Below are 26,561 nucleotides of genomic sequence, written 5' to 3' on the forward strand. Positions count from 1 at the left end.
TACCTTCAGTTATCACGCTCGCTTCAAACACTGAGGCCCATCAGTCAATTTCAGCACAAAACCATTTGGCCTCACCAGTTGCATTGCACGGGTACAAATTTTGTGGCAATCGAAACATCATATCACAACCGAGGGCTTGATATGCGGGTACTTGCTATAGGATTCAGGATTATCTGCGGCCTCAATGCCTTGATTGGTCATATTTTTTCATGGTTATCACTCGGGATTGTTCTTGTCTGCTTCACGGTGGTTGTGCAGCGATATTTTTTCGCCACCTCTTATGTCTGGATGCAGGACCTCTATATCTGGCTGAACGGTGCAATGTTTACGGCCGTCGCGGGCTTTGCGCTGATGCGGAACGACCATGTTCGCGTCGATATTTTCTATAGGCCCGCAAAAATGCGCACAAAAGCTGTTGTAGATCTTATCGGTGCGGTGTTCTTTTTACTTCCTTTCTGCGCTGTAGTTTACGCTTACTCTATCCCGTTTGTAACACGCGCGTGGAGCTATTCCGAAGGTTCCGCCAACGTCGGCGGCATGCCGGGACTTTATATACTGAAAAGCTTCATCATTGTATTTATCGCATTGCTGGCGCTTCAAGGGCTTGCGATGATATTGAAATCGATCATCGTGATCGCTGGTCATTCAGACCTGCTGCCTGTGTCGCAGCGCTATCGAGAGAGTGCGAATTTGTCCGACAGTGAAGGTGACGCATGATGGATCCCGTACTCATTGGCGAACTTCTGGCCGGACTCATGTTTTTCGGCATCATCGGCTTTCTATTGCTGGGTTTTCCCGTTGCTTTTACTTTGGCAGGTGTATCCCTGATGTTTGCTGCCGTTGGCATGGCATTCGGGGTTTTTGATCCGTCTAATTTCGGCGCACTTCCCAACCGCTACATCGGATTTATGACCAGCGAGGTTTTGGTCGCTGTACCGCTGTTTATCTTTATGGGTGTGATGCTTGAACGATCCAATATCGCCGAGCAATTGCTTCTGACGATGGCAAAGCTTTTTGGAAACCTGCGTGGCGGGCTTGGCATGTCTGTTATCATCGTGGGCTCCATGCTGGCCGCGTCGACAGGGGTCGTCGGTGCCACTGTGGTAACTATGGGTCTGATCTCACTACCTGCTATGCTAAGGGCGGGCTATGATCCTAAATTGGCAACAGGCGTGATCTGTGCAAGCGGTACGCTGGGTCAGATAATTCCGCCCTCTACAGTATTGATATTCATGGGCGATATGCTGTCCGGCATAAACTCTCAGGTACAGATGGCAAAAGGTAATTTCGCCCCCACTGCCGTATCTGTTGGTGACTTGTTTGCCGGAGCCCTGCTCCCAGGCTTCCTTTTGGTGGGGCTGTATCTTGCCTATACTATCTTTAAGGCAATAACAGATCCTGAAAGCTGCCCGGCCACGCCGGTTCCCCCGGAAGAGAAGAAATATCTCCTGCGAGAGGTCGCCGTGTCACTGTTGCCACCCATGCTGTTGATCCTGTCCGTGCTGGGCTCAATCCTTGGTGGAATTGCTACACCGACCGAGGCGGCGTCGGTGGGTGCAGTAGGTGCAATGATCCTTGCAGCATTGCGCTGGAGGTTGTCCTTTACCATCCTGCGGGAGACCACCGTAGCAACGGCGACGATTACGTCGATGGTGTTTGTCATTCTGCTGGGCGCTTCGGTATTTTCGATCGTTTTCCGGCTGATGGGTGGCGATAATCTGGTACACGAGTTCCTATCCAATCTGCCCGGCGGTCCCTTGATGGCAGTGGCTGTCGTGATGGCCATCATGTTTGTCTTGGGATTCATTCTCGACACATTCGAGATTATCTTCATTGTGATCCCGATTACGGCGCCCGTGTTGCTGATGATGGATGTTGATCCCGTCTGGCTAGGAGTGATCGTTGGGGTGAACTTGCAAACTTCGTTCCTGACACCCCCATTTGGTTTTGCGCTGTTCTATCTGCGCGGCGTCGCGCCGGACACTTTGCCAACTTCAGCCATCTATAAGGGCATCCTACCGTTTGTGGTCCTCCAGGTTCTTGCGATCGCAATCCTGTTCGCATTCCCCGGAATTGTTACGTGGCTGCCACGACTGATCGCCGGATAATACGTAAAAGGCCCGGCACATGTACCGGGCCTTTCAGCTTTTACAAAACAATATAGTTTAGTACTTAAGGTACTTCTGACGCGATACCTGATAGGGTAGGTCAACCATTTCTGTCCGCTCACGCACAAGGCTTAAACCTTCAATAAAGCTTTCAGTCACCTTCTTGACCATCGGATCATCACTGTTGCGCAGCTCTTCGATAACTTCTTGCGATGCCTTTGCACCCGCCTCCATGATATCTTCAGGGAAAGCACGAACAGTAACGCCGTGTTCGTTGACGAGAGTGCGCAGCGCGCGTGGATCATTCGCATAGAAATCTGCCGCGACCTGATCGTATTCCGCCTGACAGACATCTTTTACGATCGCTTGTAAGTCCTCCGGCAGCGCCTGATACTTGGCTTTGTCCACAACAAGCTCTGTCGCCAGGCCGGATTCAACGAAGGATGGCATGTAGTAATTCTTAGCTACCTGATGGAAGCCGAGTGCCAGATCGTTGTAAGGGCCGACGAATTCAGCAGCGTCCAGTGTACCCGATTGCAATGCTTGGAAGATCTCGCCTGCAGCCATGTTGGTGACTGTCGCGCCCAGCTTTTCCCAGACACGGCCACCAAGGCCAGGTGTACGGAAACGAACGCCTTTCAGATCTTCCACGCTTTTGAGTTCGTTCTTGAACCAACCACCTGCCTGCGTACCCGTGTTGCCGGACAAGAAACCTTGAACGCCAAACTGGTCATAAACCTCGTCCCAGAGTTCCTGACCGCCAAGATAGCGCATCCATGCTGTCAACTCTGGCGTGGTCATGCCGTATGGCACACCGGTAAAGAACGACAAGGCAGGTGATTTGTTCTGCCAGTAATAGGCCGCACCGTGGCTCATCTCGGCAGTACCGTCGATGACAGCATCCAGCGACTGCAACGGCGGAACCAGTTCACCAGCCGAGTATACCTGAACAGTCAACCGACCGCCCGACGCGGCCGTGATACGGTCCCCAAGACGCTGCGCGCCGACACCCAGTCCGGGAAAGTTTTTTGGCCAAGTGGTAACCATACGCCATGTTATATTCCCCTGGGCAACTGCAGGCGCAGCAAGCCCTGCAGCAGTCGCGCCGACACCTGCGATACCAGCACGCTTAATAAAAGAACGACGATCCATAGATCCTCCCAAATCTGAAAAATACCCGCCAACAGGACAATGCCTGAACTTGCAGTTTGGCCAGCAAGGCCAACATGGCTAACTAAATATCTACACTAAGGAATGTCCAGCCGACTTGTTTTTTACTCTCATAAAACAAGGAGAATTCCAGAAGCACCATTATAATATAAAAAGGATGCTCTGATGTCATATCGCCTTTGATGATGTGACTAAATCTCTGATAGATTTAAAATCCTGACTCATCGCTGCATAAATATCAATAAAAATGCCGAACAGTTTATTCATCAACAATTGACGATTGCCTGACGTCAGTGCCCGTCCGCAATTTTGTGGATTTGAATGAGTGAGAATTTCTGGTTTGTCTTATCAGGATGAGGCAGAAGCCGAACGCATCGGAATAGAAGATCGGCATTGTCCTCGCGGGATTACGAGGCGTGGAAAGAACCGCCGTTCCTTGTCGCCGATGGCGCACAACCGAGAGCCCTTATAATAGCCGGCCCAGAGCATTCCTTGGAGGCAGGCAAGCATCAGCTTTCTGGCGATACTGCGCGTCAGGCGGCATTGCCCGAGGTGAAGATGCTTAGTGATGTGTCACTGCGTTGAAAGAATGCTTGGCTAATCTGACGCTTGAAAGAAGTGTGCTCAAAAAAAGCATTACCAGACTAAGGGGGACGGAGAATAATGTATCCCGCATTTGGAAAAATTAGAAATCATCCGTGTCGCCGAGGGACCCCACCTAACGGCAACGGGATACAATCTAATATATAACTGTAGGTTGGACGCGTTCGCGGATCATTCGTCGCGTCCTGAGCCGGTTTGGGACCGCATTCCGGATGCACACAGAGAGAATTTGCCTGAGGTTTCATTAGAACACGGGGCACTGTCGACACACCAGCTTTCCGTAACCAAACCGATGAGAAAAGATAGCTAATCTCTGGATCATTAGATTACCCGCTTCCAGTTAGTGAATTGTGCAGTAATGTCCCAAAAGGGGCATATTGAAAGTCAATGGTCTAATCTCGGCACTAAACTATATCGGTCGTTAGAGCGGCTAACTGATTCAAAGGTGAAATCACAGCCATCAACAAGATGTCCCTCTCAGGACAATTCTGCCGGGCGGTAAAAAAGCCGTTTGCGGCATAAAAAATTGCCGCATAAATATTCACAAAAACGAGCATGCGCCTCCAGTGCTAGAGCAGCTCTAATGTCCAATTTTATATAACAACGGACACTAGTCGCAAAAAATTTGCCAATGAGGCATATGAATGCACGAATCATTTAGTGCGGCTTTTAAGCCTTGATTAAAAATGTTTTTTATCAGTCTGTTATGGCGCGCCACTTTGCAGAGGACAGCATAAGGGTGCACCTTTGACCCATAAGTATGCAAAGCTGGCTTAAAAAAAGACCCGCCAAAAGGCGGGCCTGATTTTCTTCGATGGGTATCCTGTCACATGTCGGTTCATCCGTTAAGCGCAAGTAGTCTTTGCGGGTCGAACGCCTGTAAAAAGTCCGGTGCGGTAAAAGGTGAATATTGTTTTGGAAGACCTTTCTTCAAGGCAAACTGAGCGGCGAAATCTTGAACGTCCAACTGAGATTTCCCCGCCACTTTTGCTTCGGCCAGCGTCTGAATCAAGAGTTCAATGACAAGACCCCATCGATGCGAACAAGCATGGTCGAGACGGGCCAAGAAATCTTGAGTCACAATTTGCTCGATCTCAATGTCCACTTCATCGGCGAAAGCAAATAGAAGTTTGGTCAGCTGCTCCTGATCTCGTCGAATCTTGATTGTTGTGAAATGCACCGGGTCCACCAGTGCATCGAGCTGTTCATACGATTGAATGTATTCAGCCAACGACGGCACGCCGGACAAAATCATCATCAATGGCCAGCGTGGCTCTTTCATCATCGACTTGAAACTGTCCAAAAATATCCTGTTCGACTTCGAACCTTCACCAAAGACGTGCTGACATTCATCATAGTGAATTCCTATGACGCCTTGACCAGCTGCTTGGTCGATCACTCTCTCCCAGATATACTCTTGGGTGCGGTTGCGCTGAAGATCATACCCAAGGGCTGTAAGGGTCTTTATCCCCAAGTCTTTGAACGTCACTCGGCCCGAAAGAAGACAACTGACGATCTTCGCAGGCCGCCCGTCTGGCATGAGGGTTTCACTCGCGTTGAAGTCCCGGATCAGCTTCTTCAGCTCGCGTGATTTTCCCACCCGAGACTGCCCGGTGACAATCAACCCACGGACCTCCATGTCTTGGATCTCTTGGTGCAAATAGTACTCCTCTACGCATTTTTGGAAGGCCAGTTTTAGCGTCTTTGCACGTGGAAACTCCAAATGAGGTGCCTTGAGGCGTTTAACGATTGCGATCTTCTCCTCGTTCACAAATGTCATGAGAACTTACCGCCCTTCTTTGGACGACCGAGCGGTACTTGGCTTAAATCGCGTGGCTCAGCAGATTTTGGCCCGGCCGGAGTTATGCCATCATTGCCTTTGAAAGTCACTCCACCGTCGAGTTGAACAGCTGGGCTTTCAGAGTGGTTGGCTTCCTGATGATCGATTGCTGCGTTCCCGTCGCCTATCAGAAAGACTCCCGGACCCTGCATGCTGGCAGTGAGGTCACCCGGACGAACAGTTTGACCACCTTCGGGCGCCCGAACGATACGGGCACCAGCAAAAACGTGCCGCGCCTTTATACGGCACTCTTCGAAAGTCGAGTGGCTCCGGGTCAACCTGCGTTCGACACCGATCTGTTTGAGTAGGTCAAACCTCTGACGTCGAGTTGATGCGATCCGGTCTTCGTAAATTTCCGTGATGGCAGGATCTTCTCTGCGATGCGCCTCAGTGAGCTCAAGAACCTCGGGAATCGTTAGATCGGCGAAGGCCGTCACTTGAAGTTGGAGCCTGAACTCGCGCGCGACCCCAGGAATGATTGCGGTAGCATCGTTTACGTTTTCTGGATCAACGAAAACTGAAACCTTCGATACCGCGTGATCATCAACGGCCACCTGAAACTCAGGCGAGTTAAACCAGATACCAGAGAGAACCCGGACACCCTCATCGTTCGGAGTGACTTCGAATTTCCAACCCAGATGAATGCGCCGCTGATCAGCATCCATCATTTTGAACAGACCGCGTGTTTTGTTCAGCTCCTTAAGAACCTCGGCAGGGCGTCTGCCGCCCATCCCGACACCCATGTGCCGCAAAGAAGGGTATTCATCAATGAAGAAGCGGGTCAGAATACCGTAAAGCTCATCAATATCGAGAAGTCCATTGGCATTGGAGTTGTAGCCAGGAAGCTCCCCCGCTTTCCGACCAGTATAGCCGTGGATCAATTTGATGAGCAGCGATTCGGTCGTACCGATCAGGCGCTCGACGTAGGGCTTGTCTGCCGATGCGTATGCTCTCACCGCAGCGTAGATTGCGGTGGTCCCCAAAAGACCCTCAACTACTGTCTTGTTTCGAAGCCCTACGCCGTTGTCAGTTTTAACTAAACCCAAGCCCATGGCCGGAGCTGGGTCGCCCTCACACCCGTATTTAATTTTTTCCTTTGTCTTGTCTCGGGTCGCCATCCTCAACAGCGCAAGTGTGGCTTCCGCCTTGGGCTTGTCGCTTACGACCCAAGCCAGCGGCATTCTGGTGGCAACATCAATCATCACAAGCAATGTCAGACGAGTTCTGATTTCTTTGTCGATCTCTTCGAGGGTTTGTTGGTCTTCATTCGACAGATTTTCCCAATACCCACGTTCTTTTGCAGACGATATCAGCGACAGCTTGCATTCGTCGGCTTCAACCAACTCCCCGGGAAATAATCCCCGCAGATCTGTACTACCCCTGCCCCTTTTGTTGAGCGCATGGCGCTCACCCTTAGTCGCGACCAAAAACTCTGTTGGGTTGAGTAAGTACTGTTGGTGACGTTTCAACGTTTTGTGTGAAGGGACGACAAGTTTAGCCAGCCCATTTCGAATGCGACGGCCGTTCTCTTCGAATACCAGCATCTCCAGATGATGGTGCACGTTCGAGACGGATGGACCTTTGAGGTCCAGACCGATTTCTTCCCAAGCTTGGGTCATCAACTGCAAGAGTGTCCAATCAATCCGTTTGGTGTTGTTGCCCTTGAGATGATCTCGAGTTGCGAGTGCTGCGATAACGTCGTCATCAACCTCGAGCCTGTCAAATATTTGCAAATATTTCAGGATTGTCCGACCGTCATAGAGAACCCACTCGTTGTTCTGGCCTCCGCGAAAGCCCTTAGGCCTGACCTTTTTACCAAAGATCTCTGTCGCAACCTTGCAAATAAATTTGCGGTTGTCTGCATCGTTCAACAACGCCCCTGTAAGACGAAGGTCGGGCATGCCGTGTTCTCGGCGGAGCTTGGTTCGTAGCATCGCCGTTGCGCAACAGAAGGCATGATGAAACTGCCCACGTTCTTGCTGTGGCGGGGCAAGCTGCTCCGCCACCTTCAGGTTCCCGAGGCGCATTTCCAGCTCCGTAGATGGCAATCCGGCGTCAGCCCCAATCTTCATGGCTGGGGATTTTTGGAGTTCGGCAAACTTGGAGAATGAGGTAACACCAACCTCACCCGTCTCCAGATTGAGCATCTCGTAGCCATTTTCTTGCATGGCGCAGATTGACATTTTTTCGTTGTAGAGTGTTATCTCTGTGCCCGCTGGATAATTATACTGTGGGACAAGGCTCATGCCGCCACCTCCACACGCGAAGTCTCGTGGATGACGTGATCCAAATTGGCGATCAATTTCTTGCGGGCGATGAGACGATAACAAGCACGGAAGACTCGCGACTGTGGCAGATCAACATGGGGGAATATATCCCTCATTTGCCAGATAGACTTCGTGCCCTCGATGGCTGACAGGGTGAGATCATCCGCCTCAGTATCGATCTGCTGCATGAGCTCATGCATCCGGAATAGATTTTCACGCCGCTGGCGAGAGTAGTCCGCCGCACTAACCACGATCATGTCGTTTGCAGAAGACGGCGGTGTCGCTCGACCAATGGCCGCAATTTCACGCCAGGTTTTTGGCTTATCCAAGCTCGCTTGGTTGCGGACGAACACAAGGCGACGATGCCCATTCCTGAGCGTGATTAGCAAATCGTGAGTGTATTCACGTGATTTCCCATCACACTGAAAACGAACGGTAAGTGGCTGAAATCTGACATCATAGATATCAGGGTCAATCAGGAACTCCATTGACACAGCGGCTTCAGCCGCACTTTCGCAGATTCCGACCTTGAGTTTCCAATTGTTTGCGGGGGTTTTATAGGTCAACCAGACCCGGTGTGACGTCGAACTGCGGGAACCGGGGTTGCGCACCCCATCAAACGGCAGAACCCCGTGAATATCATCCAACTTAATCATTGGAGATTTCGCGAGCTTGGGTGGTGAGCAGGCAAACGTATCGTGGTCGATTACATCGTAGGACATAGGATCTCCATTACCGAAATCGACAGATTTCGGTTTCTTTGAATTTGCGGGCGGGACAGAGATCCGTTGTTGCCTGGACCGTTTTCGGTCTCTATGTCGGCTACAGACTAAGGGTGGATCTCATCCCAACTCGGCATCCGTTTCAGATCGAAGCGGATGCCATTTTATTGCGACTGATCAGATCATCGCCGATAAATTCCCTTTTGACCTCGTCTCCGTGACGCAAGCGAAATCACAGACAGCAAAATGTCCGGCTATGGGGTTGTTGCCACCGAAGCTTTTGAAACTCCCTTTGACAAATTCGGCTCTTGAGTAGGTGTGCAGTCGCGTGTGTTTCATCACATTCTCTTTTGTTTCTGGTTGCATGACTGACCGTGCTTTCGATGCTGATTCGTCAGTCACTGTCCTACTAAGAACTTTTCGTAAACCGTGCAGAGCTAACTGCACTCTCCGTGAGCCGGCTGTGACAATTGGGCGAAATAATCCTGTTTGCGGCTCCCTCAGGCCCTCATCAGGGACAGAGTTTCGTCCAGACGCGCACCGTGCCAGCGAACCGCTGCATCGAAGTCCGGACGATCGCCAATATCAGCACCGCCAAACTTCGCGAGGCAGGCCCTGATGATCTCGACTTGATCCCGTTGGTGATCACGAGGCTGGGGACTACTGTCACGCAGCAGCGACAGTGCCGCCATCGCGTTGACATCGGCATATGCAAAGAGCAACTCCGACAAGGTTTCCCCGTTCTCTCTGAGATGGTCTTCCAGTGCGGGGATCATTTCGAATTGCGCTTGTTTCATAGCTTGGGTCATCGCTGACTCTCCTTGGTAGTTTGAACTGGGAGTTGGGGAAGCGGGTGGCGGTGGGATCTTGCTAAGATCACGACAATCCGCAGATATAGCTGGCTTCTTCAGACGCATGCCTCAAACCGTCAGCCAGCAGGCAGAGTTGATCGACCACCGGATCAAACGGATTGATTACATTTAGGAGCACGTCTTCGCTGACGATATCTTCGTCGAGCTCGAGACGGCGCATCATCCGTTCGAGGCGCCGCTTGGCATGTATGCCGATCGTCGCGTGAGTCGTTAGGTCATCGAAAAGGCGATCGGCCTCCTGGGCCGCGCGCTGGCCACCGAGTAGCGCGGCGGCGTTGCGCAAGGCAGGCCAGTTTTGAGCCACGTATTCGTGGACAGGGCTGCGATGTGCCGACACGGCATGGCGCAGGTCGAAAGGGGTTATCGAGTTCATAGGTCACCTCCAAAATTGTTATTTGTTACGTCAAGATTTTGGTTCGGAGGGTGTGCCGCAGCTTCGACGGCTATCGTTGGTTTTCTCGATGTCCTTTGCTTGTTTGCTTCTGTCGTAATCAATGTTGGCCAGATGCGAAAAAGACGAAGCAGAAATAATAGAATTTAGGAATAATCTGTCTGTACGCATCAAATCGGAACTGGTGAGCCCATAATCCCAGTATGCGCACGCTGGTTTCGATGTAGGTCTTGCCGCACTCTGGCCAACGGTGAATCGGAAACCTATCTAACCGTTTGATTGCATTGGCCTTGCGCGGGTGGACGATCGCGCGCGGGGGCTTAGCTGATACCAATACTGAAAAGGAGTACCTCATGACTGACCGCAAGACACTGTTCATAACCGGCGCGTCCAGTGGCATTGGCGCCGCCACCGCCCGGGCGGCCGTGACCGCGGGCTGGAATGTCGGACTGATGGCCAGATCCGAGGACAAGCTCGCCGATCTGCATGCCGAACTTGGTGACGCGAGCCTTGTTGTGTCCGGAGACGCCACCAACCTTACTGAACAGCAGAACGCGATTGCTGCCACAGTTGAGCATTTCGGGGGGCTTCACGGCGCCTTTGCCAATGCAGGCATGGGTCTTGACACGCCGGGGACCGAGAACGGCGATCCGGAAGAATGGCGCAAGTTGATTGACCTGAACATCATGGCGCTCCTCTATACCGCGAAGGCGAGCCTGCCGGAGCTGCGCAAGACACGCGGCCACCTCGTGCTGACCGGTTCTGTTGCGGGGAAGGTGCATATTCCGGGCTCTATTTATGGCGCATCCAAATGGTTCGTGCATGGCTATGGCGGAAATATGGCGCAGGAAATGCGCGGGTGGGGTGGACGTTGTACCGTTATCGCACCCGGCATGGTCGACACGGCGTTCTTTTCCGAACCTAAGCCGGACAAGCTCAAGCCCGAGGACGTGGCAAACGCAGTGATGTTTGCGTTGAGCCAGCCCGAGCGCTCGAACATTCCGGAAATGACTGTCATGCCGACCGGCTAATGAGCCCAACCCCGCTGCGGCCAGAGGTGCAGGGCGGGGGCACGCCCTGCATGGGGACGGTAGGCCCTGTACCCGTCGCAGGCTGAAAGCGGAAATCCGCTATCATAGATTTACTATAGCCGAAAATATGGGGGTGCACATCGTACCGTCAGCTCCCAGCTCGCTCGTGTCGATACGAAAATAGTCAAAAAATTGAGGTGCCCTTCACAACGCGATGCAGGGGCCGACTGACGGGTTTTGTCGCGCGGTTCAGCTCGATCCTGGCCAACAGCGCTTTCCCAGTGAGCTGATCGATCCTGCGGAATTGGAGACGTGGATGACAGCACCGGCGCACGAGGCGATGGCATTGCAGCGGCCTATTGATGTTAGGCTTTTCGAGATTGTGGCAAAGCGTAAGAAGTCGGACTGATAATCTCAATCTCAGAAAGGAATGTTTTCAGTATCTGCCGATGCAGTTTCTGTCTCTTCAGGAGCTGGCAAACTTACCGACGTTTCCTGCAACCACTTATTTCGTTTCTGCCTGAGCATGTTCATCTGATCTGCGGCACGCATCCCAACGTCTGACTTTTGACCAACTATGTGGCGGACGGTACCGAGCTGGCTCATTAGGAGTTGCGCGCATGCGACCTTCTCCTCATTGGTCTCCGCTTCATGTAAATCCTTCCAATACCTTTTAATCCTAAGATTCAGCGAGTTGGGCGAAAGAAGATTCCGACCCACGACACCAATACCGGTTAAAATAACTGGGCGGTTTCCAGATCTATAATTGATCTTGTGTGAGCGAAGGCCGCGCTCTCGAACAGCTTCCCTAATGCTGGTGACAACCTTACCCGGAATGAATTTCCCAGAAACGGTCAGATCATCAACCCACAGAGAATGTCGCAACCCTCGCGCGTCGCATATATCGGAGATATTATCAAACATCGGCCGGTGGACTAAGGTGCAGAGAACGGGTGTCAAAGGTGATCCGAAGGAAACTATGCCGTCGACTGTGCTCAGGCGAGTTAGTAACCCTGCGACATCTTCGTACATACCGAGCTCGTCCACAAACCAACGATAAACCATCGTTTCGGTGGTTGAGGGGTAGAACTGTTTCAAGTCGAGCGTCAGATACTGATCCTGATCAAGATGCAGCTCCGCATTATCGCGCTGACTTCGTTTCTTGCGCGGACTGAACAGGTAATTGGGCTGACGGACCTTGTTCAGATGAAATTTGAGACGCTCATGCGCCCCGCGCAATCTCGACACGGGATAGGCAAGATCGCGAACCTTCCCGCCAATCTTCTCCTGTCGACGGACGATGAACTCGTCCTTGTAGTTGATCAATCGCTGGAGATCAGCCTTAGTTTCGCCCAACAAGGCGGCGACATCGCGCTGAGTTGGTTGCTGGGCAAAGGGAGAACGCTCGAGATCATATCTCTCATACTGGGGTGGTTTACTATTGCGCCGCACCTGAAGTCTCCCTTGGAGAAAATGCCTCCAGTAGTTTCAATACGCGATTTGCGACGATGAGTTTTCCACGCTTCTGAACCGGCTCGCCTTCGAGTTCTTCAGCGAAGAACATGAGCTGCGACATACGCACCCCAAGTCTCTCACTGTAACGCTCCAGAACGTCAATCGAGACCGATTTGGCGCTGCGTTCAATTTCCGAGATCATCGACTGAGACAGTCCGAGCTCTTCAGACAACTCTGCCTGTGAGTATCCGTGATAGAGACGGATCAGGCGAAGGGCGTCATTTATCATTGGTCGTTTTACATCAGACATCTTTCCCTCCGATCGGCTATTTTCGAGGTCGCCGCTCACTCAAGGCCCATAAACCAGAACCAAAAACGAACAACATATTGTATTGCCTGGCCCAACAGGACGATGACTTTCAAAAGCCACCCGTAGTTCCTGCCAGACCGGCGGCGACGCCGCTGGTGACGATTTCGTTTGCTCATCCTAAAGTATCCTTCTAACCCACCGGCGGAAGTGCCGGTGCCCATTGGGAAGAAGGTCAGTTCAGCGACGATTTACCTCGAACATGCCGCACCCGAGCCCAGCGGGTGCGGCGCGCTGCCGCGGTCCCTGCCGACGAACGGGATTGAGACGGAGACCATTGGTCTCCACAGGGCTCATGGCCCCAACTCCAGACGGGTTCTGCTCCTTGGATGAACAATCCTCACGCTTACTAACTACAAGATTCGAACCGAGCTGTCAAATAAAATATCACCAGGAGTAATATTTTATCGGCATGAAGATTTGACGGGTTCTCGGGCCGCTATTTTCGGCGGCAGATTCTCACTCTGAAGTTTCTTTTTTGACAAAAAGTGAGCCGCCTCCTCAACTTCACCCAACTCGTAAAGGACCCCACCTGAGTGGGGGCCAGATCGGCGCGGGATGCCGATGGGTTCTGTCATGATGTTATCTTGCGCCAGTTGGGATCAACCGAAGCCGTGGTCGATGAACGATCCTCTGGCTGCTTTTAGAAAGTCCTGGTGCCTTGGTCTTTTCCTGCTGATTTCACTGACACTGACCTGATCATAAGATCAACGGTAGCTTCGAGCCCAATTGGACCTGTGCTGGACTTTGCACCATTGGCTGCTATCGCTACGTTTCGGGCAAGGCCTCGCCAGTGATGTAGGTATACGACCCTCGGACCAATTGAAGCACCACGTCCAATTCCGCTTCGGTGACTGGGGTATAGATCATCACGAAACCCTCCCAACCTGCGCGCTGATTGGCCCAAGGATGAGCGACGGCCCAACCGGCCTCCACCGCGGCGCGGGCTGTCTCCGGGTGCAATGAGGCATGTAGGCTGCCGTCGGGGTGAAGATGCGCAAACTCTCGGCCACCAACGATGGCCTGCGGTTGTGCGATCGAGACGTCGCCCGTCAATTGGAACCCAACGGCACCGGGGAGTGATACGCGGGTCGCCCCAAGAGCGACTCCGGGAAAGTCGGTGACCTGACGCAGCATTTCCTCCGACAGTTTCGGGACCGGCTGAATGCCAATCTGGACATGTGGCACACCGCTCGTCGTCTCCGGCCGCGCACCATCGCGCATCGGGAACGCTACATCCTGCGCGGACGCGGGTGCCGCTGCGATGAGCAGCGATACTGCGGCCGAGACAAAAATCAGGGGTCGAAGTCTGGGCATCTCTCTCTCCTTAACGTCTCGGCCGCGGCGTTGATCCGTGTCCTCAGGTTGCATGAAAGGCTTGGCTCACGGCGTAGCTGTCCTCGAACCAGTTCCACAGCACGACCTGTCCGTCGCGCACCTTGGCGCGCAAAGCAAAGGTGAACTCATCTGTTTCTGCGCCAGAGCCTGTCAGCAGCAATTTCATCCGACCAAACACGGCCACCGTGTCACCGGAGGCAAAAGCATCCTGGTTTTCCCAGTGGGTCACCTGCACATTCTGTGAAAACGAACCGAGGAAACCAAAGATCGTCTCCTTGCCTTCCCATGTGCCGATCCATGGCAGGGCAGGGTCGCCTTCGTTCTGCCAGACCATGTCGTCGGCCATAAGCGCACCCATGCTGTCCATGTCGCCACCGCCCATAGCCTCCATGAAGGCCATGACTGTGTCAAAAGAGGCTTGGGTTCCATCGTCGGTGGTCTGCGCGGTTGCCCGCGCTGCAAGGGTAATCCCGGTCGCGGCGGCAGCGGATGCGGCAAGAAGCTGTCGTCTGTGCATGTTGATACTCCTGTTGGGGGGTGAGATCACCGACCGGAAAGCTGCTGCAACGCGCTGGCCCAGTCTTCGACATGATAGGTGCGGACAATCACACCATCGTCCAATTCGTGGATGTCGATGGTCAGGATGTCGAAGCTGCGCCCCTCACCATCCACGCCGAAAAACGGGCCTGTTGGCGTTCCCGTTGCACGGCTGCGCACGGTCACGAAATCACCGTCCTGATGCATCGCCTGCACCGACCAGTCGAGATCAGGAATGAGTTGGCTGAAGAACCCCATCTGCCCGACGAACCCGTCGCGGCCCTCGTTCTCGCCAGAGTAGTCGCCTACGCTTTCCCAGCTCTCGGACGTCGCGCCAAGGAACGCCGCCACGTGTGTTTCGGAGCCGGGATTGCTGAGCAGATCGTAGAAGGTTTGCACGTTAGCCATGTCGTCTGCGGCTACACTGGTTGCGATGGCTGTCAGGCCAAGCGAGGCCACTGCGAGAGTTCTTTGGAAAGCGTTCATGGATGTATCTCCTGGTCGGTCATTGACGGCGTTGCGCGTTCTGCGTGCCTTCTGCCACCAAGATGGACAAATCTTGATACCCGCATAAGATAGGATAGATAGATTTAACTGTTCGGATATCTGACGCTATGATTGACCGATTGCGCCAGATGGCAATCTTCGCAAAGACGATTGACCACGGATCGTTCCGTGGCGCTGCTCGGGAGCTGCGGCTGTCGCCCTCGGTGATCAGTCACCATATCTCGCAGCTTGAGGAGAGCCTTGGCGTCGCGCTGATTTATCGCTCGACCCGAAAGCTGACTCTGACGCCCGAGGGCCACAGGCTTCTGGCTGCAACGCACAAGATGCTGGAGGCCGTCGAAGGCGAGTTGGCTGATCTGTCGGTTTCCGCAACTGCGCCAAGCGGCGAGCTTCGCGTCACTATTCCATCCGTTCTGTCACAATCGCATTTCACGGAGCAGATCGCGTCGTTTTCCAGTGCATACCCTCGGATCAAATTGCTTCTGGACTTCTCGGACACACGACGTGCGCTCATCGACGACGGCTTCGATATTGCGATCCGTATGGGGCCGAAGGCAAAAAGCTCCGCGACCTCGCGCAAACTGTTTTCGGTCAAGCGCAAGTTGGTCGGCTCCGCTGAATACCTCTCGTCGCAACCGCTTCCTGCTGATCCCAAAGACCTTATTGGCTGGGATTGGCTGGCACTCACGCCGGTGCACAGCGCGCCCATTGCATTCAGCAAAGCGGGCGGAAACCGCGAAAGCATCAAGCCGGAGCCCCAGGTCTTTGCCAATGACGCGCAGGCTCTCTATCGGCTGGCCCGTGCAGGCGCCGGGCTTGCCATCATTCCAGACTTCCTGGCGGATGCCGATTTGGCATCTGGGCTCATGCAAAATGTCCTCCCCGACTGGGAGTTGAACGCGATCGAAGTCTTCGCCGTCTGGCCCGCCAATGCCCCAAAGCATGGCCTTGTTCATCTGTTGTTGGATGCTTTAACCCAGCAAAAGACTTGAACCTGCCATCGGTGCAGCCGCAGCGAAAGCGCAGTTTGTCCCGCACACCGGACCTCGGTGCTGACCGCAGCGAGGGCCCGCTCCAGGGAGTGAACAGACTACTCCCATGAGGAGTTATCAGATGTATCAGTTAGGCGATCCGACTTGTCAGGCGAGATTACCACTTCGATGCGACCGCCACAGACGACGGCGAAGCGCTCAAGGTCTTCAATGCTTGGAAGCAGCCCGACCAGTGACTCCATCCTCTCGATGTACTGTATGGTCATGCCCGTCGCCTGTGCGACATCAGCCTGGGTCATGCCTTGCGCATCGCGCAAAACACGAAGCTGGATCGCAATGGCGCTTTTACGGCGGTTGCGTTTCTGCCTTGCGAGCACATCCGGACGTGCAAGGTTCATCCGCTCCCGAAATGAAATCGGCTTCTTACTCATCTTTGCCTCCCATACAGATGCTCCTTGTCCTGAAGCTCTGAGCTCAAGAAAATCGCATTTCTGCAATGAACATTGGCCAGATCTGAAAAGGACGAAGGAAAAATTACTGCCACTGGAGCTGTCCTGGATCGGGAAACGCCAAAAACGAACAAACCGGGCGCAATTACTTTGCATTGGTGCACTTTGGCCAAGGTTCTTCTCACAACCAAGGGAGACCGCGATCATGTATGAAAAAAAACTCAAGCCGGGAGAGCGCATCGATCTGTTGCGCGATGACTTGACCGACACCAACGCCTGGCTCGAAGACAAATACCCGTCAGACCACTTTGCGCTGATGGTCGACTATTATCACCATCAAAAATTCACCAAAGAAGTCGCATACGTCGTCATCCTCGGCCCTGCACAGGAAAAAAGGCGTGCGGTCCGAGCTGTTGCCACACGGGCTCTTGAAGCATTCGGCTGGCGGATCATGCCCGAAGGTGGCGGCGATGTCATCGACTCGCAGCCATATCCGACAAGCGATCTATCCGCACATCAACGTTTGCGATCAATAGCGCGGGTGAAAACCGCCCTCAATCAGGCAAAACAACCCAATTGATGGATTAGTACCGATTGCTGCCCCTCCTACTTCCGACTACTCTGAAAAGAAAAGACGGGCAGCAAATGGAATCGTCTGAACTTGCTCAATTTGTGAGCCAGCACGCTTCGGCTCCCGGCCCAGACCAACCGTTCGACGAATGGTCAAGATGCTGCGGTGCAACCCGTCGAAGCGGACTTTCGCTGCAAATGCAAAATTTCCGATGGGTGAATTCACACCGTGCGGGACAAAGTCGCCTTGCGAGAATGAAGTTTAAGAAAATCGACGCCATATTTCCTCAGTACAACATGCAAGCTTGAACATCGTGAGCAACACGCCGTCACGGCGCAGGCAGCCCTTGGTCCGTTTGATGCGGCGTCAGATCGTGGCGACGGCATTCTTAATTGCATCGGACGGTCGAATGCTCAGCCAATGCCGGGTAGAGCACAGGGTTAAAACGCCAAAATTCATTTCAGGCTCCATCAAACCGGTTTTTGAGGCGGCAATGATACCCCGCACCACCTTGTGTGAACGACGGGAGGCGACGCAAAACACCGCCTCCCCTTTGCGTTACTTCAACTGGGTTACGGTCAGCTTGCCTTTGACTGGCTCCGCCACAAACTCTATGTTTTGCCCTTCGGACAGCTTCGAGATGATCTCTTCATCTGCACGAAACACCATCTTCATCCCGGGCATATCGAGGTTCAGCAATGGGCCATGATCAATTGTCACCTTGCCGCCTTTTATGTCTACTTTTGCAACAGTGCCTTTGGTGTATTCCACGTCAGCCTGTGCCACTTGCACCTCCGCGGGTGCCATCGTCATCCTGGCCTTTGCCATCTGGTCTCCAACAGCAACAGCGCGAAACATACCGGACTCGTAGTGCCCTGGCATGAGGCAAGCAGCCTCGAATGCGCCGTCATTTGAGAAGGTCCAGATCACTTCGCCCGACGCACCGGCATCAAGGGTGATGCGGTTTGGATCGTCATGCTCCATCATCATCTTGGCCATTTCGATCTTGTGGGCAGCGTTGCGCTCCACCGTATCAAGGACGAACTCATGCTCCTGCTCACCTTTGTTCTCGATCACAAAGCGGATGGTTTCGCCTTTCTCGAAGGTCATCTCATCCCCTTGAAGCAGCATTTTTCCGTCATCGGTCTCCACCATGGTGACGTTGATGGTCCGGTCTACTTTTGTGGCGTCACCGGGCATCCCAATCATCATCATTGCCGCATGGTTATCGCCATGGCCATCTGCACCATGGGCTTCGGTTTCTTCAACCTTTACCGCATCATGGGCGCCACCATGAGTGCCAGAAGCGTACGCCGGCACGGTAAAAGTAAACGCAATCGCGGTCGTCAAAAGAAGATTTTTCATCTGTTTTTCCTGTAGTTTTGTTGATGTTTCGAGCAAAAGGCCGATTTAGCCCTTTTGCGTTTGCTTCGGTGTAATGATGGTTTTCGAGCTGGTGTTGGACGCAAACTCTGGCAGCTCACCGGTCCATTCATACGCCTGCTCGCCTGGAGGGTTTTCATACCAGCCGGGGTCCTCGTAATCGTCCGCTCCGATCCCTTCACGTACTTTGACGACTGAGAACATACCACCCATCTCGATCGGGCCGTGCGGTCCCCAACCGTTCATCATCGGAATAGTGTTGTCGGGCAGTTCCATGGTCATCTTGCCCATGTCGCCCATACCGGCCGTGCCCATCGGCATATAATCCGGCTGGAAGGTCCGGATTTTTTGCGTCAGCTGCTTTTTGTCCACCCCGATGAATGTCGGCACATCATGGCCCATGGCATTCATCGTATGGTGCGATTTGTGGCAGTGGATTGCCCAATCGCCCAAGTGATCGGCGGTGAACTCATACGCCCGCATCGCGCCCACGGGGATGTCGATGCTGACCTCGGGCCACTGCGCGCTCTCCGGCACCCAGCCACCGTCGGTGCAGGTCACTTTGAAGTCATACCCGTGCATGTGGATCGGGTGGTTTGTCATCGTGAGGTTGCCGACACGCACGCGAACCTTGTCGCCCCTGTTCACAACCAGCGGGTCGATGTCGGGGAAAATCCGGCTGTTCCAGGTCCACAGGTTGAAATCCGCCATCGTCATGATCCGCGGCACGTAGGTGCCCGGATCGATGTCGAACGCGTTCAGCATGATCAGGAAATCGCGGTCCACGGGCATGAATGTCGGGTCCTTGGGGTGGACGACGAACATGCCCATCATCCCCATCGCCATCTGCACCATCTCGTCGGCGTGCGGGTGGTACATGAAAGTGCCGGATTTGACCAAATCGAACTCGTAGACAAAGGTTTTGCCCGGCTTGATCCCCGGATGGCTGAGGCCCACAACACCGTCCATACCCGAGGGCAGGATCAGACCGTGCCAATGGACGGAGGTATTTTCCGGAAGTTTGTTGGTGACGTAGATGCGCACGCGGTCACCCTCAACCGCCTCGATTGTGGGGCCGGTCGACTGGCCGTTATAGCCCCACAAATGTGCAATCATGCCATCAGCCAGCTCGCGCTCGACCGGTTCGGCCACAAGGTGGAACTCCTTGACCCCGTTGTTCATCCGGTAGGGCAAGGTCCAGCCATTGAGCGTCACGACAGGATTGTAATCCACCCCCGACGACGGGCGCGACGTGACCTGGGTGGCGGCGGTGTCCATCAGGGCCGCTTCTGGCAGGCCCATGTTCAGTGTTTGGCCCCAGGCCTGGGAGGAGACCAGCGTGGCGCCTGCGGCACCTGCTCCAAGTAATTGACGTCTGTTCAACATATCATCATTCCTTTTCAATGTCCTGCGCCGCCACCAGCGGCAACCGTTGCGCCTTCTCCACCACCACCACCGCCGCCAGCGCCGCCGCCGTAGATGGCAGCTGTCAGATCGGCTTGAGCCATGTAGAAATCGCCTTTCGCATTTGCCGCCTCAAGAGATGCGCTCAGCTTCTCGCGCACATCTGTCAGTAGTTCGAACGTGTTTGTGATCATCCCGTTGTAGGACAGCAGCCCTTCTTCCTCGACGGTCTGGCGCAGGGGCACCAGAACATCCCTGTAGTGGCGCGCGATCTTGTAGGTCGCGTGATAGGATGCCTCTGCACCGCGTGCCTCGGAGCGCACATTCACGGCCGTCTCAGCCAGCACGTTTGCTGCTTGCAGATATGACAGCTCCGCCTTGCGCATCCGTGCCTTGCCCGTGTCGTAAATCGGAATTGCGAACTCCAGTTCGACCTGTGGAGTGAGGACTTTCTCGGTGTCCCCGTCCTCGCCTGCTTCGCGCTCGAACTCGGCCCCTGCGACGATCTCAAGATCGCTGACAATCCGGGTCTGGTCCGTGAGACCGAAGGCGGCTGCCTGTGCCTCAAGCCCCAATTTTGCAACGCGCAGATCCACGCGGTTGCGAAGCGCCTTGGCCTCAATATTGTCAATCCTGCCGACAGACTTCGGCAATGCAGGCAGCGCATCGGGGACGTAATAGTCCACATCCGTGCCCCACAGCCCCATGAGGCGTGTCAGCTCTTCCTTGGATTTTTCTGCATTCAGCCGCGCCTTTGCCAGTTGCCCCGCCAGTTCTGCGTTGAACGCCTGTTCGCGGGCCTGACCGGCTTTATTCAGGGCACCCGTTTCCCCCAGCTTGCGTGCCAGTTCGGACCCTGCGTCTGATGTGACCTTTGCACGCTTGAGATAGCCCACAGCTTCAAATGCGGCCACCGCTGTGATCCAAGCTTGGCGGGTCTGATTTGCCAGCGACAAGGTATCATTCACAGCCGCCAGTTGCGCCTGACGAAAGCTCGCGTCCGCAATCTCGCGGCGCTGCTTGCGTGTCGTCGCATCCAGAATGTTGGCGCGGATCAGCCCTTCTATGGCGCGGTATGCACCCAGTTCGGGCGCACCAATCCCCAAAACACCTATAGAGACGATCGGATTGACCGGTGTGGATTCTTGCCACGCATCAGCGGCGGACAGTCCGACATTCGCATAGGACGCCTGCAAGCCCTTATTGTTCAGCAAAGCCACCTGCACCGCAGTATCCGCCGAGATCGTTTTGCGATGCACCATGCCATGCACCTGCTTCTTGAGCGCTTCGTTTTCAGCTTGGGTCTCGGCAAATACTGTCCGTTTTCCAATAGCAGGGGTGATCTGGCTCGCCACATTGGCAAAGCCTGCTTTCGGCTCTGTGTAGGCGCCCGGTACGGCCACCGCACAGGCACCAAGGAATAATGGGATGCCAGCAATCAACGGGAGTTTCGAGATACGCATCAGTTACCCTCCGATTGTTCTTCGTTGACCGTCCGCCAGTCGCGCGGGCCAGTCGGGCCGCGATAGGTGTATCCCGCAAGCGGGTCCTGATATCTGATCGGGGACACGACTGCCGCGTTCGTCACGGACTGTTGGGCAGTCACAACTGGCAACGGTGTCTGGGTATATGGCAACGGCTTGATATCTTGAGCACATGCGCCGAGTGCGAGGGCCGAAGCCCCCATAACGAGTTGAATTTTCATGAGATGAGCCTGATTGATGGATTTCAGAACCGCGCACACTGACACGCGAGACGAAAAGCTCCGTTAAGAGCTCCGGATCAAATCAGGAATTGGGGAGGGCGCAAGAAGCCGGACTGCGCGACAGAGTTCATCTGTGGATTGAGCGGCAGATAGCCGCCACTTGTGGACTGCCTCACAAAAACAGTGCCTATCTCACCGAGGACAACAGAGCTGCAAATACCACTGCAACATTTACCGCCTACATGATCCTTGCTATCCGAACTTGCTAAAGCGCCGCATTCTGATTGGGTCACAGCCGTCGCACTATGATCTATACCGCTGTGATCGGCTTTGTCAGATACCGCATGATGGCTGTCATGCATGTTTGAAGACGCGTGCGAAGCGCTCGGTGGGAGAAGCACCAATGCAAAAGCGAACGCCGCGCAAGCGAGCGTTTTGAGCAGTGCAATTAAGGAACTTCTCAATGTCATCCCTCTCGTGTGGGCCAGTTGTAAAGCTCTGTCAATCCGTCCAGCGCTGGAAGGTTTTCAACTTTCTAAAAAGGGTGGCGCCCATTTGCCGACGCCACCGTTCTCCGGGCGTAACTACAGCATTCTGATCAGCATCCAGAACCCCATGCCAAGCATCATCAGGTTTTCCGTCAGGGAAATGAAACCAAGCGGCACGTTGCTATCACCGCCTACGCAGGCGCACTTCAGTTCCCGTTTGTCGATGTAGACCGCCTTGATCACCGATACGGCACCGATGCCGCCGATGATGATCGCCACCGGTGCAGCGATCCACAACAGCGTGCCAGCAGTCATGGCGATCCCGGCAAATGCTTCCCCAAACGGATAGACTTTGCCGTAGGGAACCCAGCGTTTCGCGAGCAAGTCGTAGTTCAAAAACATGGTGGAAAAGCTCTCGATGTCTTGAAGCTTTTGAACTGACAGAAAGCACATCGAGATGGAGATGAACCAGACGAACGCTTGCACCGTGACGATACTTTGGAAGCTATACCACGACAGGCCAAGTGCCATAAGGAATGCGACCGCAAAGATTGCAATTACGGGCTGATAGGAAGTATCGGATTGCTCGTCCTCGGGCTTGTCGAGGCCGAAGTGGATGCGCATGGCCTCGTACCCGCCGATCCGTTCACCGTTGATAAAAGTCTGTGGCGTGGTCTTTACGTCATGCTTTTCCATAAAAGCATCAGTTTGATCCCGGGTCGTCAGATGATGATCTTCGACTTCATATCCCTGCCGCTCCAATAGGTCCTTTGACTTCAGGCCATAGGGACAAGTGTGGTCTGGCATAACCATACGGTAAAGCTCTGCGGTTTTCGTGTTTTGATCTTTGGGCATGTCAGTCTCCTTCACTTGCCGTCGATTTCAGGTGTCGCGGTTGGGCCGCCTTCCAGATCGATGATCAGCGCCTTCATTTCTGCAATCTCCAGCCGTTGCGCCTCAATGATATCGTTAGCCAGCTGGCGCACCCGCGGGTCGGAGATATTTGCCCGCTCGGAAGTCAGGATCGCGATGGAATGGTGTGGGATCATGGCGCGCATCCACGATGTGTCATCGACAGTTGTCTGACTGCGCACCAGAAACAATGAGGCTGCAAAGATCGCCACGCTCCCGATGAGGATAGCGATATTGGCGCTGCGGTTGGTGTACATGCCCAGCATGAAAGCCAACATGATCACTGCCATCACGGCCCCCATATAAAGCGCCATGTAACTGCGGGTTTCACTGAAAAATACATGATCGAGAGCGTAGGTGTTTAGATACATCAGACAGAACATCACCACAGTCGATGTGATGATCATCGCTAAAAAGCGCCAATAGGACATGAAAATAACCTCCGGATAAATTGCGTCTCTGGGGTTAAAACCCCATTCCAGCGCTGGAGGGTTCCATAATTACGTCGAAAATTTCTCGAGTTTGTTCAGGATTGGACAATCAGGACGCCCGTCACCGGCGCATTCACGCACCAGATGGGACAGCGTATCGCGGATGGCAGCGAGGTCTGCGATCTTGCTCTCGATCTGGGCCAGATGCTCTTTGGCGATTGCGCGCACGTCGGCGCTGGCGCGGTCCTGATCATCCCATAGCGCCAACAGATTACGGCAATCCTCGATGGTGAACCCCAGGGCGCGCGCGCGGCCCAAAAACGCCAGCTTGTGCATGTCGCTGTCACGGAAACTGCGATACCCGTTTGGATCGCGCAGGGGTGTGATCAGGCCGATATCCTCGTAGTAGCGGATCGTTTTGGGCGGCAGTCCCGCCTTCTTCGATACTTCACCGATGTTCATGGGGTGTCTCCTATTCCGCCGCCGCTGGCACAAGGTTGACGGTTTCAACTTTTTGCGTGCGCCCTTCCGACAGCGTCGGCGCGATCCAGCGCAGGCGCAGCGCGTTAGAGAGCACAAATACACTCGAAAGCGCCATAGCCCCCGCCGCCAGTGCAGGCGACAACATCAACCCGAACAGGGGATAAAACACACCCGCAGCGACGGGGATCAGCAGGGCGTTATACCCGAACGCCCAGAACAGGTTTTGATGGATATTGCGCATCGTTCGTCGGCTGATGTGCAACGCATTCACCACGCCTTTCAAGTCTCCAGACATCAGCACCACATCCGCCGCCTCGATCGCAACATCAGTGCCGGTGCCGATCGCCACGCCAACATCCGCATGAGCCAAAGCGGGCGCATCATTGATCCCGTCCCCGACGAATGCGACCTTGCGGTCCCCTGCCTGAAGCTTTTGGATTGCTGCAACTTTGCCCTCCGGCAGCACTTCGGACACAACCGTATCAATGCCAAGTGTCGCCGCAATCGCATTGGCTGTCGCGTGATTGTCGCCGGTGATCATGGCGACCTTGAGCCCCAAGGCATGCAAGGCAGAAATCGCTTCGGCTGTGCTGGGTTTGATCGGGTCCGACACTGCGATGATGGCGGCAAGACGCCCGTCAATGGCAGCATACAGCGGCGTCTTGCCGGCTTGGCCCAGCTTCATTCCCACATCTTCGACATCGTCAAGTGCGATTCCTTCACGGATCATGAAGCGGTCTGCCCCAACAAGGACTTTGCGCCCCTCTATGACGGCGCTGACCCCGTAGCCCGTGACGGAGTTGAACTCCTCGACGGGTGCAAGGGACAGCCCGTCCTGCTCAGCGCGCCGTAGGATGGCCGCCGCAATCGGATGCTCCGATGTGGCCTCAACCGAGGCTACCAGCAGCAAAACATCGGCTTCCTCGAATCCGTCCGTCACTGTCAAATCGGTCAGTTCCGGACGGCCCTGTGTCAGTGTGCCGGTCTTGTCCAAAGCAACTGTCTGCACGTTGCTAAGCGACTGCAAGGCATCGCCGCGCCGGAACAGCACCCCCAGTTCGGCCGCGCGCCCCGTGCCCACCATGATCGATGTGGGCGTGGCCAAACCCATCGCGCAAGGACACGCGATGATCAGGACCGCCACCGCAGCGACCAGCGCAAAGCTGAGCGCGGGATCGGGGCCCACCAGCAGCCACGTTAGAAACGTCACCGCCGCCACTACCATAACGGCAGGCACGAACCATAGCGTGATCCGGTTGACCAAATCCTGAATGGGCAGCTTGGCCCCCTGTGCCTCTTCGACCATGCGGATGATCTGAGCCAGCATCGTATCGCTGCCAACGGCTGTCGCGCGGAAAACCAGCGCGCCGGTTCCGTTCACAGTGCCGCCCACCACACCCGCGCCTTCGGTCTTTTCGGAAGGCACAGGTTCGCCCGTAATCATGCTTTCATCTACGTAAGACGCGCCTTTGACCACGGTTCCGTCCAGAGCAATTTTCTCGCCCGGCCGAACCTGCACCAGATCACCGACAACGATCTCATCCACCGGCAGCTCAATCACTTCGCCGTCCCGTTCCACATGGGCGGTCTTTGCCCTGAGGCCGACCAGCTTGGCAATAGCCTGTCCCGTGCGTCCCTTCGCCCGTGCCTCAAGAAACCGTCCCAGCAAAATGAGGGTGACGATGACCGCTGCTGCCTCGAAATAGACAACGCGTGTGCCAGCAGGCAAAAGCGACGGTGCGAAAAGTGCGACAGTGGAGAACCCCCAAGCGGCGGACGAGCCAAGCGCCACCAGCGAGTTCATATCGGGCGCGCCTTTGAACAATGCGGGGAAGCCTTTTAGGTAGAAATCCCGTCCGGGCCACGCCAGAACGATGGTCGTCAGGACAAACTGGATGCCCCAGTTGAGCCCCATGCCCAGCGCGTTCATGATCCAGTGATGCAGCGCGGGGACCATGTGACTGCCCATTTCGAGAATGAACACAGGCATCGTCAAAATCGCCGCAACCAGCGTCATGATTTTGAGATGTGACGTTTCTGCCGCTTTTCGCTCTTGGGTAACATCGACGCTGCCCTGATCCGTGATCACACTCGCAGGATAACCCGCAACAGTTACCGCCTGTGCAATCGAGGCCGCCGATACACCCAGTGCCTGAACGGTCGCCTCCTCTTGCGGCAGGTTCACCGAAGCGGATACCACACCCGGAACGGCTGCAAGGGCGCGCTCGACACGGCCGACACAGGACGCACAGGACATATTCTCGACAGAAAAGCGGAACGCTTGCAACTCGGCTGGATACCCTGCGGTATCGAGCGCTGTGGCGATCAAACCCATATCGAAACTATCGCCGACCACCAAAGTGGCAGTCTCGGCGGCGAGGTTGACTGTAGCCTCTTGCACCTCCGGCACGGAAAGCAGCGCCTTTTCGACCCGACCCACGCAGGAGCCGCAATTCATCTCGCGGACGTAAAAGGTGAATGAATTTTCGCTGCTCATAATGAGACTCCTGATCTGACATAATCAAGAGATAGTGC

26 protein-coding genes are annotated in these 26,561 nt (G+C 54.5%); 6 read left to right on the forward strand and 20 right to left on the reverse strand.

Features of this window, described 5'->3' with window-relative positions:
• Positions 1-141 precede the first annotated feature (141 nt).
• Positions 142-717 carry a TRAP transporter small permease subunit gene (locus C8N30_RS06860; protein ID WP_025063766.1) on the forward strand — a complete coding sequence of 192 codons (576 nt, stop codon included), beginning with the start codon at positions 142-144 and terminating at the stop codon, positions 715-717.
• Complete coding sequence (locus tag C8N30_RS06865) at positions 717-2,108, forward strand: TRAP transporter large permease (protein ID WP_025063767.1); 1,392 nt, start codon at positions 717-719, stop codon at positions 2,106-2,108. Before C8N30_RS06860 ends, C8N30_RS06865 begins: the two co-directional genes overlap by 1 nt.
• A 57-nt stretch (positions 2,109-2,165) precedes the next feature.
• Here C8N30_RS06865 and C8N30_RS06870 read toward each other — a convergent pair whose 3' ends face one another.
• The 6 genes from C8N30_RS06870 to C8N30_RS06900 all read right to left on the reverse strand — a co-directional run bounded on the left by C8N30_RS06870 (position 2,166) and on the right by C8N30_RS06900 (position 9,955).
• A complete protein-coding gene (locus C8N30_RS06870; protein ID WP_025063768.1) occupies positions 2,166-3,260 on the reverse strand; it encodes a TRAP transporter substrate-binding protein in 1,095 nt (364 codons plus the stop codon).
• A 1,459-nt stretch (positions 3,261-4,719) separates the two neighbouring features.
• Complete coding sequence (locus tag C8N30_RS06875) at positions 4,720-5,661, reverse strand: AAA family ATPase (protein ID WP_025063769.1); 942 nt, start codon at positions 5,659-5,661, stop codon at positions 4,720-4,722.
• The gene (locus C8N30_RS06880) at positions 5,658-7,967 is read right to left on the reverse strand and encodes a DDE-type integrase/transposase/recombinase (RefSeq protein WP_025063770.1); all 2,310 of its coding nucleotides are present in this window, start codon (positions 7,965-7,967) and stop codon (positions 5,658-5,660) included. The genes C8N30_RS06875 and C8N30_RS06880 overlap by 4 nt, the downstream gene beginning before the upstream one ends.
• Complete coding sequence (locus tag C8N30_RS06885; RefSeq protein WP_025063771.1) at positions 7,964-8,710, reverse strand: hypothetical protein; 747 nt, start codon at positions 8,708-8,710, stop codon at positions 7,964-7,966. The genes C8N30_RS06880 and C8N30_RS06885 overlap by 4 nt, the downstream gene beginning before the upstream one ends.
• 500 nt (positions 8,711-9,210) lie before the next feature.
• On the reverse strand, positions 9,211-9,519 hold the full coding sequence (locus C8N30_RS06895) for a hypothetical protein (protein WP_025063772.1): 309 nt from the start codon (positions 9,517-9,519) through the stop codon (positions 9,211-9,213).
• A 67-nt stretch (positions 9,520-9,586) separates the two neighbouring features.
• Positions 9,587-9,955, reverse strand: a complete 369-nt coding sequence (locus C8N30_RS06900) for a hypothetical protein (RefSeq protein ID WP_025063773.1) — start codon at positions 9,953-9,955, stop codon at positions 9,587-9,589.
• 371 nt (positions 9,956-10,326) lie between these two features.
• On the opposite strand from C8N30_RS06900, the gene C8N30_RS06905 reads away from it, so the two are divergent.
• Complete coding sequence (locus tag C8N30_RS06905; RefSeq protein WP_025063774.1) at positions 10,327-11,004, forward strand: SDR family oxidoreductase; 678 nt, start codon at positions 10,327-10,329, stop codon at positions 11,002-11,004.
• Between the two features lie 214 nt (positions 11,005-11,218).
• A complete protein-coding gene (locus tag C8N30_RS19475; RefSeq protein WP_025063775.1) occupies positions 11,219-11,413 on the forward strand; it encodes a hypothetical protein in 195 nt (64 codons plus the stop codon).
• 11 nt (positions 11,414-11,424) lie between these two features.
• Here C8N30_RS19475 and C8N30_RS06915 read toward each other — a convergent pair whose 3' ends face one another.
• The 5 genes from C8N30_RS06915 to C8N30_RS06935 form a co-directional block, all read right to left on the reverse strand.
• Positions 11,425-12,456, reverse strand: a complete 1,032-nt coding sequence (locus C8N30_RS06915) for a reverse transcriptase family protein (RefSeq protein ID WP_025063776.1) — start codon at positions 12,454-12,456, stop codon at positions 11,425-11,427.
• Entirely contained in the window at positions 12,443-12,769 is a 327-nt protein-coding gene (locus C8N30_RS06920) for a helix-turn-helix domain-containing protein (protein WP_051567238.1), read from the reverse strand. The genes C8N30_RS06915 and C8N30_RS06920 overlap by 14 nt, the downstream gene beginning before the upstream one ends.
• Positions 12,770-13,594: 825 nt before the next feature.
• Positions 13,595-14,143: a luciferase domain-containing protein gene (locus tag C8N30_RS06925; protein WP_025063778.1), complete on the reverse strand. Its 549-nt coding sequence runs from the start codon at positions 14,141-14,143 to the stop codon at positions 13,595-13,597.
• Positions 14,144-14,186: 43 nt separating this feature from the next.
• Positions 14,187-14,681 (reverse strand): nuclear transport factor 2 family protein, encoded by a 495-nt coding sequence (locus C8N30_RS06930; protein WP_025063779.1) that lies wholly within the window; start codon positions 14,679-14,681, stop codon positions 14,187-14,189.
• A gap of 26 nt (positions 14,682-14,707) precedes the next feature.
• Positions 14,708-15,187, reverse strand: a complete 480-nt coding sequence (locus C8N30_RS06935; protein ID WP_025063780.1) for an ester cyclase — start codon at positions 15,185-15,187, stop codon at positions 14,708-14,710.
• A gap of 128 nt (positions 15,188-15,315) precedes the next feature.
• Between C8N30_RS06935 and C8N30_RS06940 the strand changes: the two genes are divergently transcribed.
• Entirely contained in the window at positions 15,316-16,200 is an 885-nt protein-coding gene (locus C8N30_RS06940) for a LysR family transcriptional regulator (protein ID WP_025063781.1), read from the forward strand.
• A 98-nt stretch (positions 16,201-16,298) separates the two neighbouring features.
• Here C8N30_RS06940 and C8N30_RS19290 read toward each other — a convergent pair whose 3' ends face one another.
• A complete protein-coding gene (locus tag C8N30_RS19290) occupies positions 16,299-16,631 on the reverse strand; it encodes a helix-turn-helix domain-containing protein (RefSeq protein ID WP_025063782.1) in 333 nt (110 codons plus the stop codon).
• 223 nt (positions 16,632-16,854) lie between these two features.
• Between C8N30_RS19290 and C8N30_RS06950 the strand changes: the two genes are divergently transcribed.
• Positions 16,855-17,229: a hypothetical protein gene (locus C8N30_RS06950; RefSeq protein ID WP_025063783.1), complete on the forward strand. Its 375-nt coding sequence runs from the start codon at positions 16,855-16,857 to the stop codon at positions 17,227-17,229.
• 549 nt (positions 17,230-17,778) lie between these two features.
• On the opposite strand, the gene C8N30_RS06955 is transcribed toward C8N30_RS06950, so the two are convergent.
• The 8 genes from C8N30_RS06955 to C8N30_RS06990 all read right to left on the reverse strand — a co-directional run bounded on the left by C8N30_RS06955 (position 17,779) and on the right by C8N30_RS06990 (position 26,523).
• Positions 17,779-18,585, reverse strand: a complete 807-nt coding sequence (locus C8N30_RS06955) for a copper-binding protein (RefSeq protein ID WP_025063785.1) — start codon at positions 18,583-18,585, stop codon at positions 17,779-17,781.
• 45 nt (positions 18,586-18,630) lie between these two features.
• Complete coding sequence (locus tag C8N30_RS06960) at positions 18,631-19,989, reverse strand: multicopper oxidase family protein (RefSeq protein ID WP_120222843.1); 1,359 nt, start codon at positions 19,987-19,989, stop codon at positions 18,631-18,633.
• Between the two features lie 14 nt (positions 19,990-20,003).
• Positions 20,004-21,470, reverse strand: a complete 1,467-nt coding sequence (locus C8N30_RS06965; protein WP_025063787.1) for a TolC family protein — start codon at positions 21,468-21,470, stop codon at positions 20,004-20,006.
• Complete coding sequence (locus C8N30_RS06970) at positions 21,470-21,712, reverse strand: hypothetical protein (RefSeq protein WP_025063788.1); 243 nt, start codon at positions 21,710-21,712, stop codon at positions 21,470-21,472. The genes C8N30_RS06965 and C8N30_RS06970 overlap by 1 nt, the downstream gene beginning before the upstream one ends.
• 584 nt (positions 21,713-22,296) lie before the next feature.
• Positions 22,297-23,055 (reverse strand): glutaredoxin family protein, encoded by a 759-nt coding sequence (locus C8N30_RS06975; RefSeq protein ID WP_025063789.1) that lies wholly within the window; start codon positions 23,053-23,055, stop codon positions 22,297-22,299.
• Between the two features lie 11 nt (positions 23,056-23,066).
• Positions 23,067-23,543: a DUF305 domain-containing protein gene (locus C8N30_RS06980; RefSeq protein ID WP_025063790.1), complete on the reverse strand. Its 477-nt coding sequence runs from the start codon at positions 23,541-23,543 to the stop codon at positions 23,067-23,069.
• 69 nt (positions 23,544-23,612) lie between these two features.
• Positions 23,613-24,005, reverse strand: a complete 393-nt coding sequence (gene cueR / locus C8N30_RS06985; protein ID WP_025063791.1) for a Cu(I)-responsive transcriptional regulator — start codon at positions 24,003-24,005, stop codon at positions 23,613-23,615.
• Between the two features lie 10 nt (positions 24,006-24,015).
• Positions 24,016-26,523: a heavy metal translocating P-type ATPase gene (locus C8N30_RS06990; RefSeq protein WP_025063792.1), complete on the reverse strand. Its 2,508-nt coding sequence runs from the start codon at positions 26,521-26,523 to the stop codon at positions 24,016-24,018.
• Between the last annotated feature and the right edge of the window lie 38 nt (positions 26,524-26,561).

This window comes from Sulfitobacter guttiformis, from assembly GCF_003610455.1.
GTDB classification, from domain to species: Bacteria; Pseudomonadota; Alphaproteobacteria; order Rhodobacterales; family Rhodobacteraceae; genus Sulfitobacter; species Sulfitobacter guttiformis.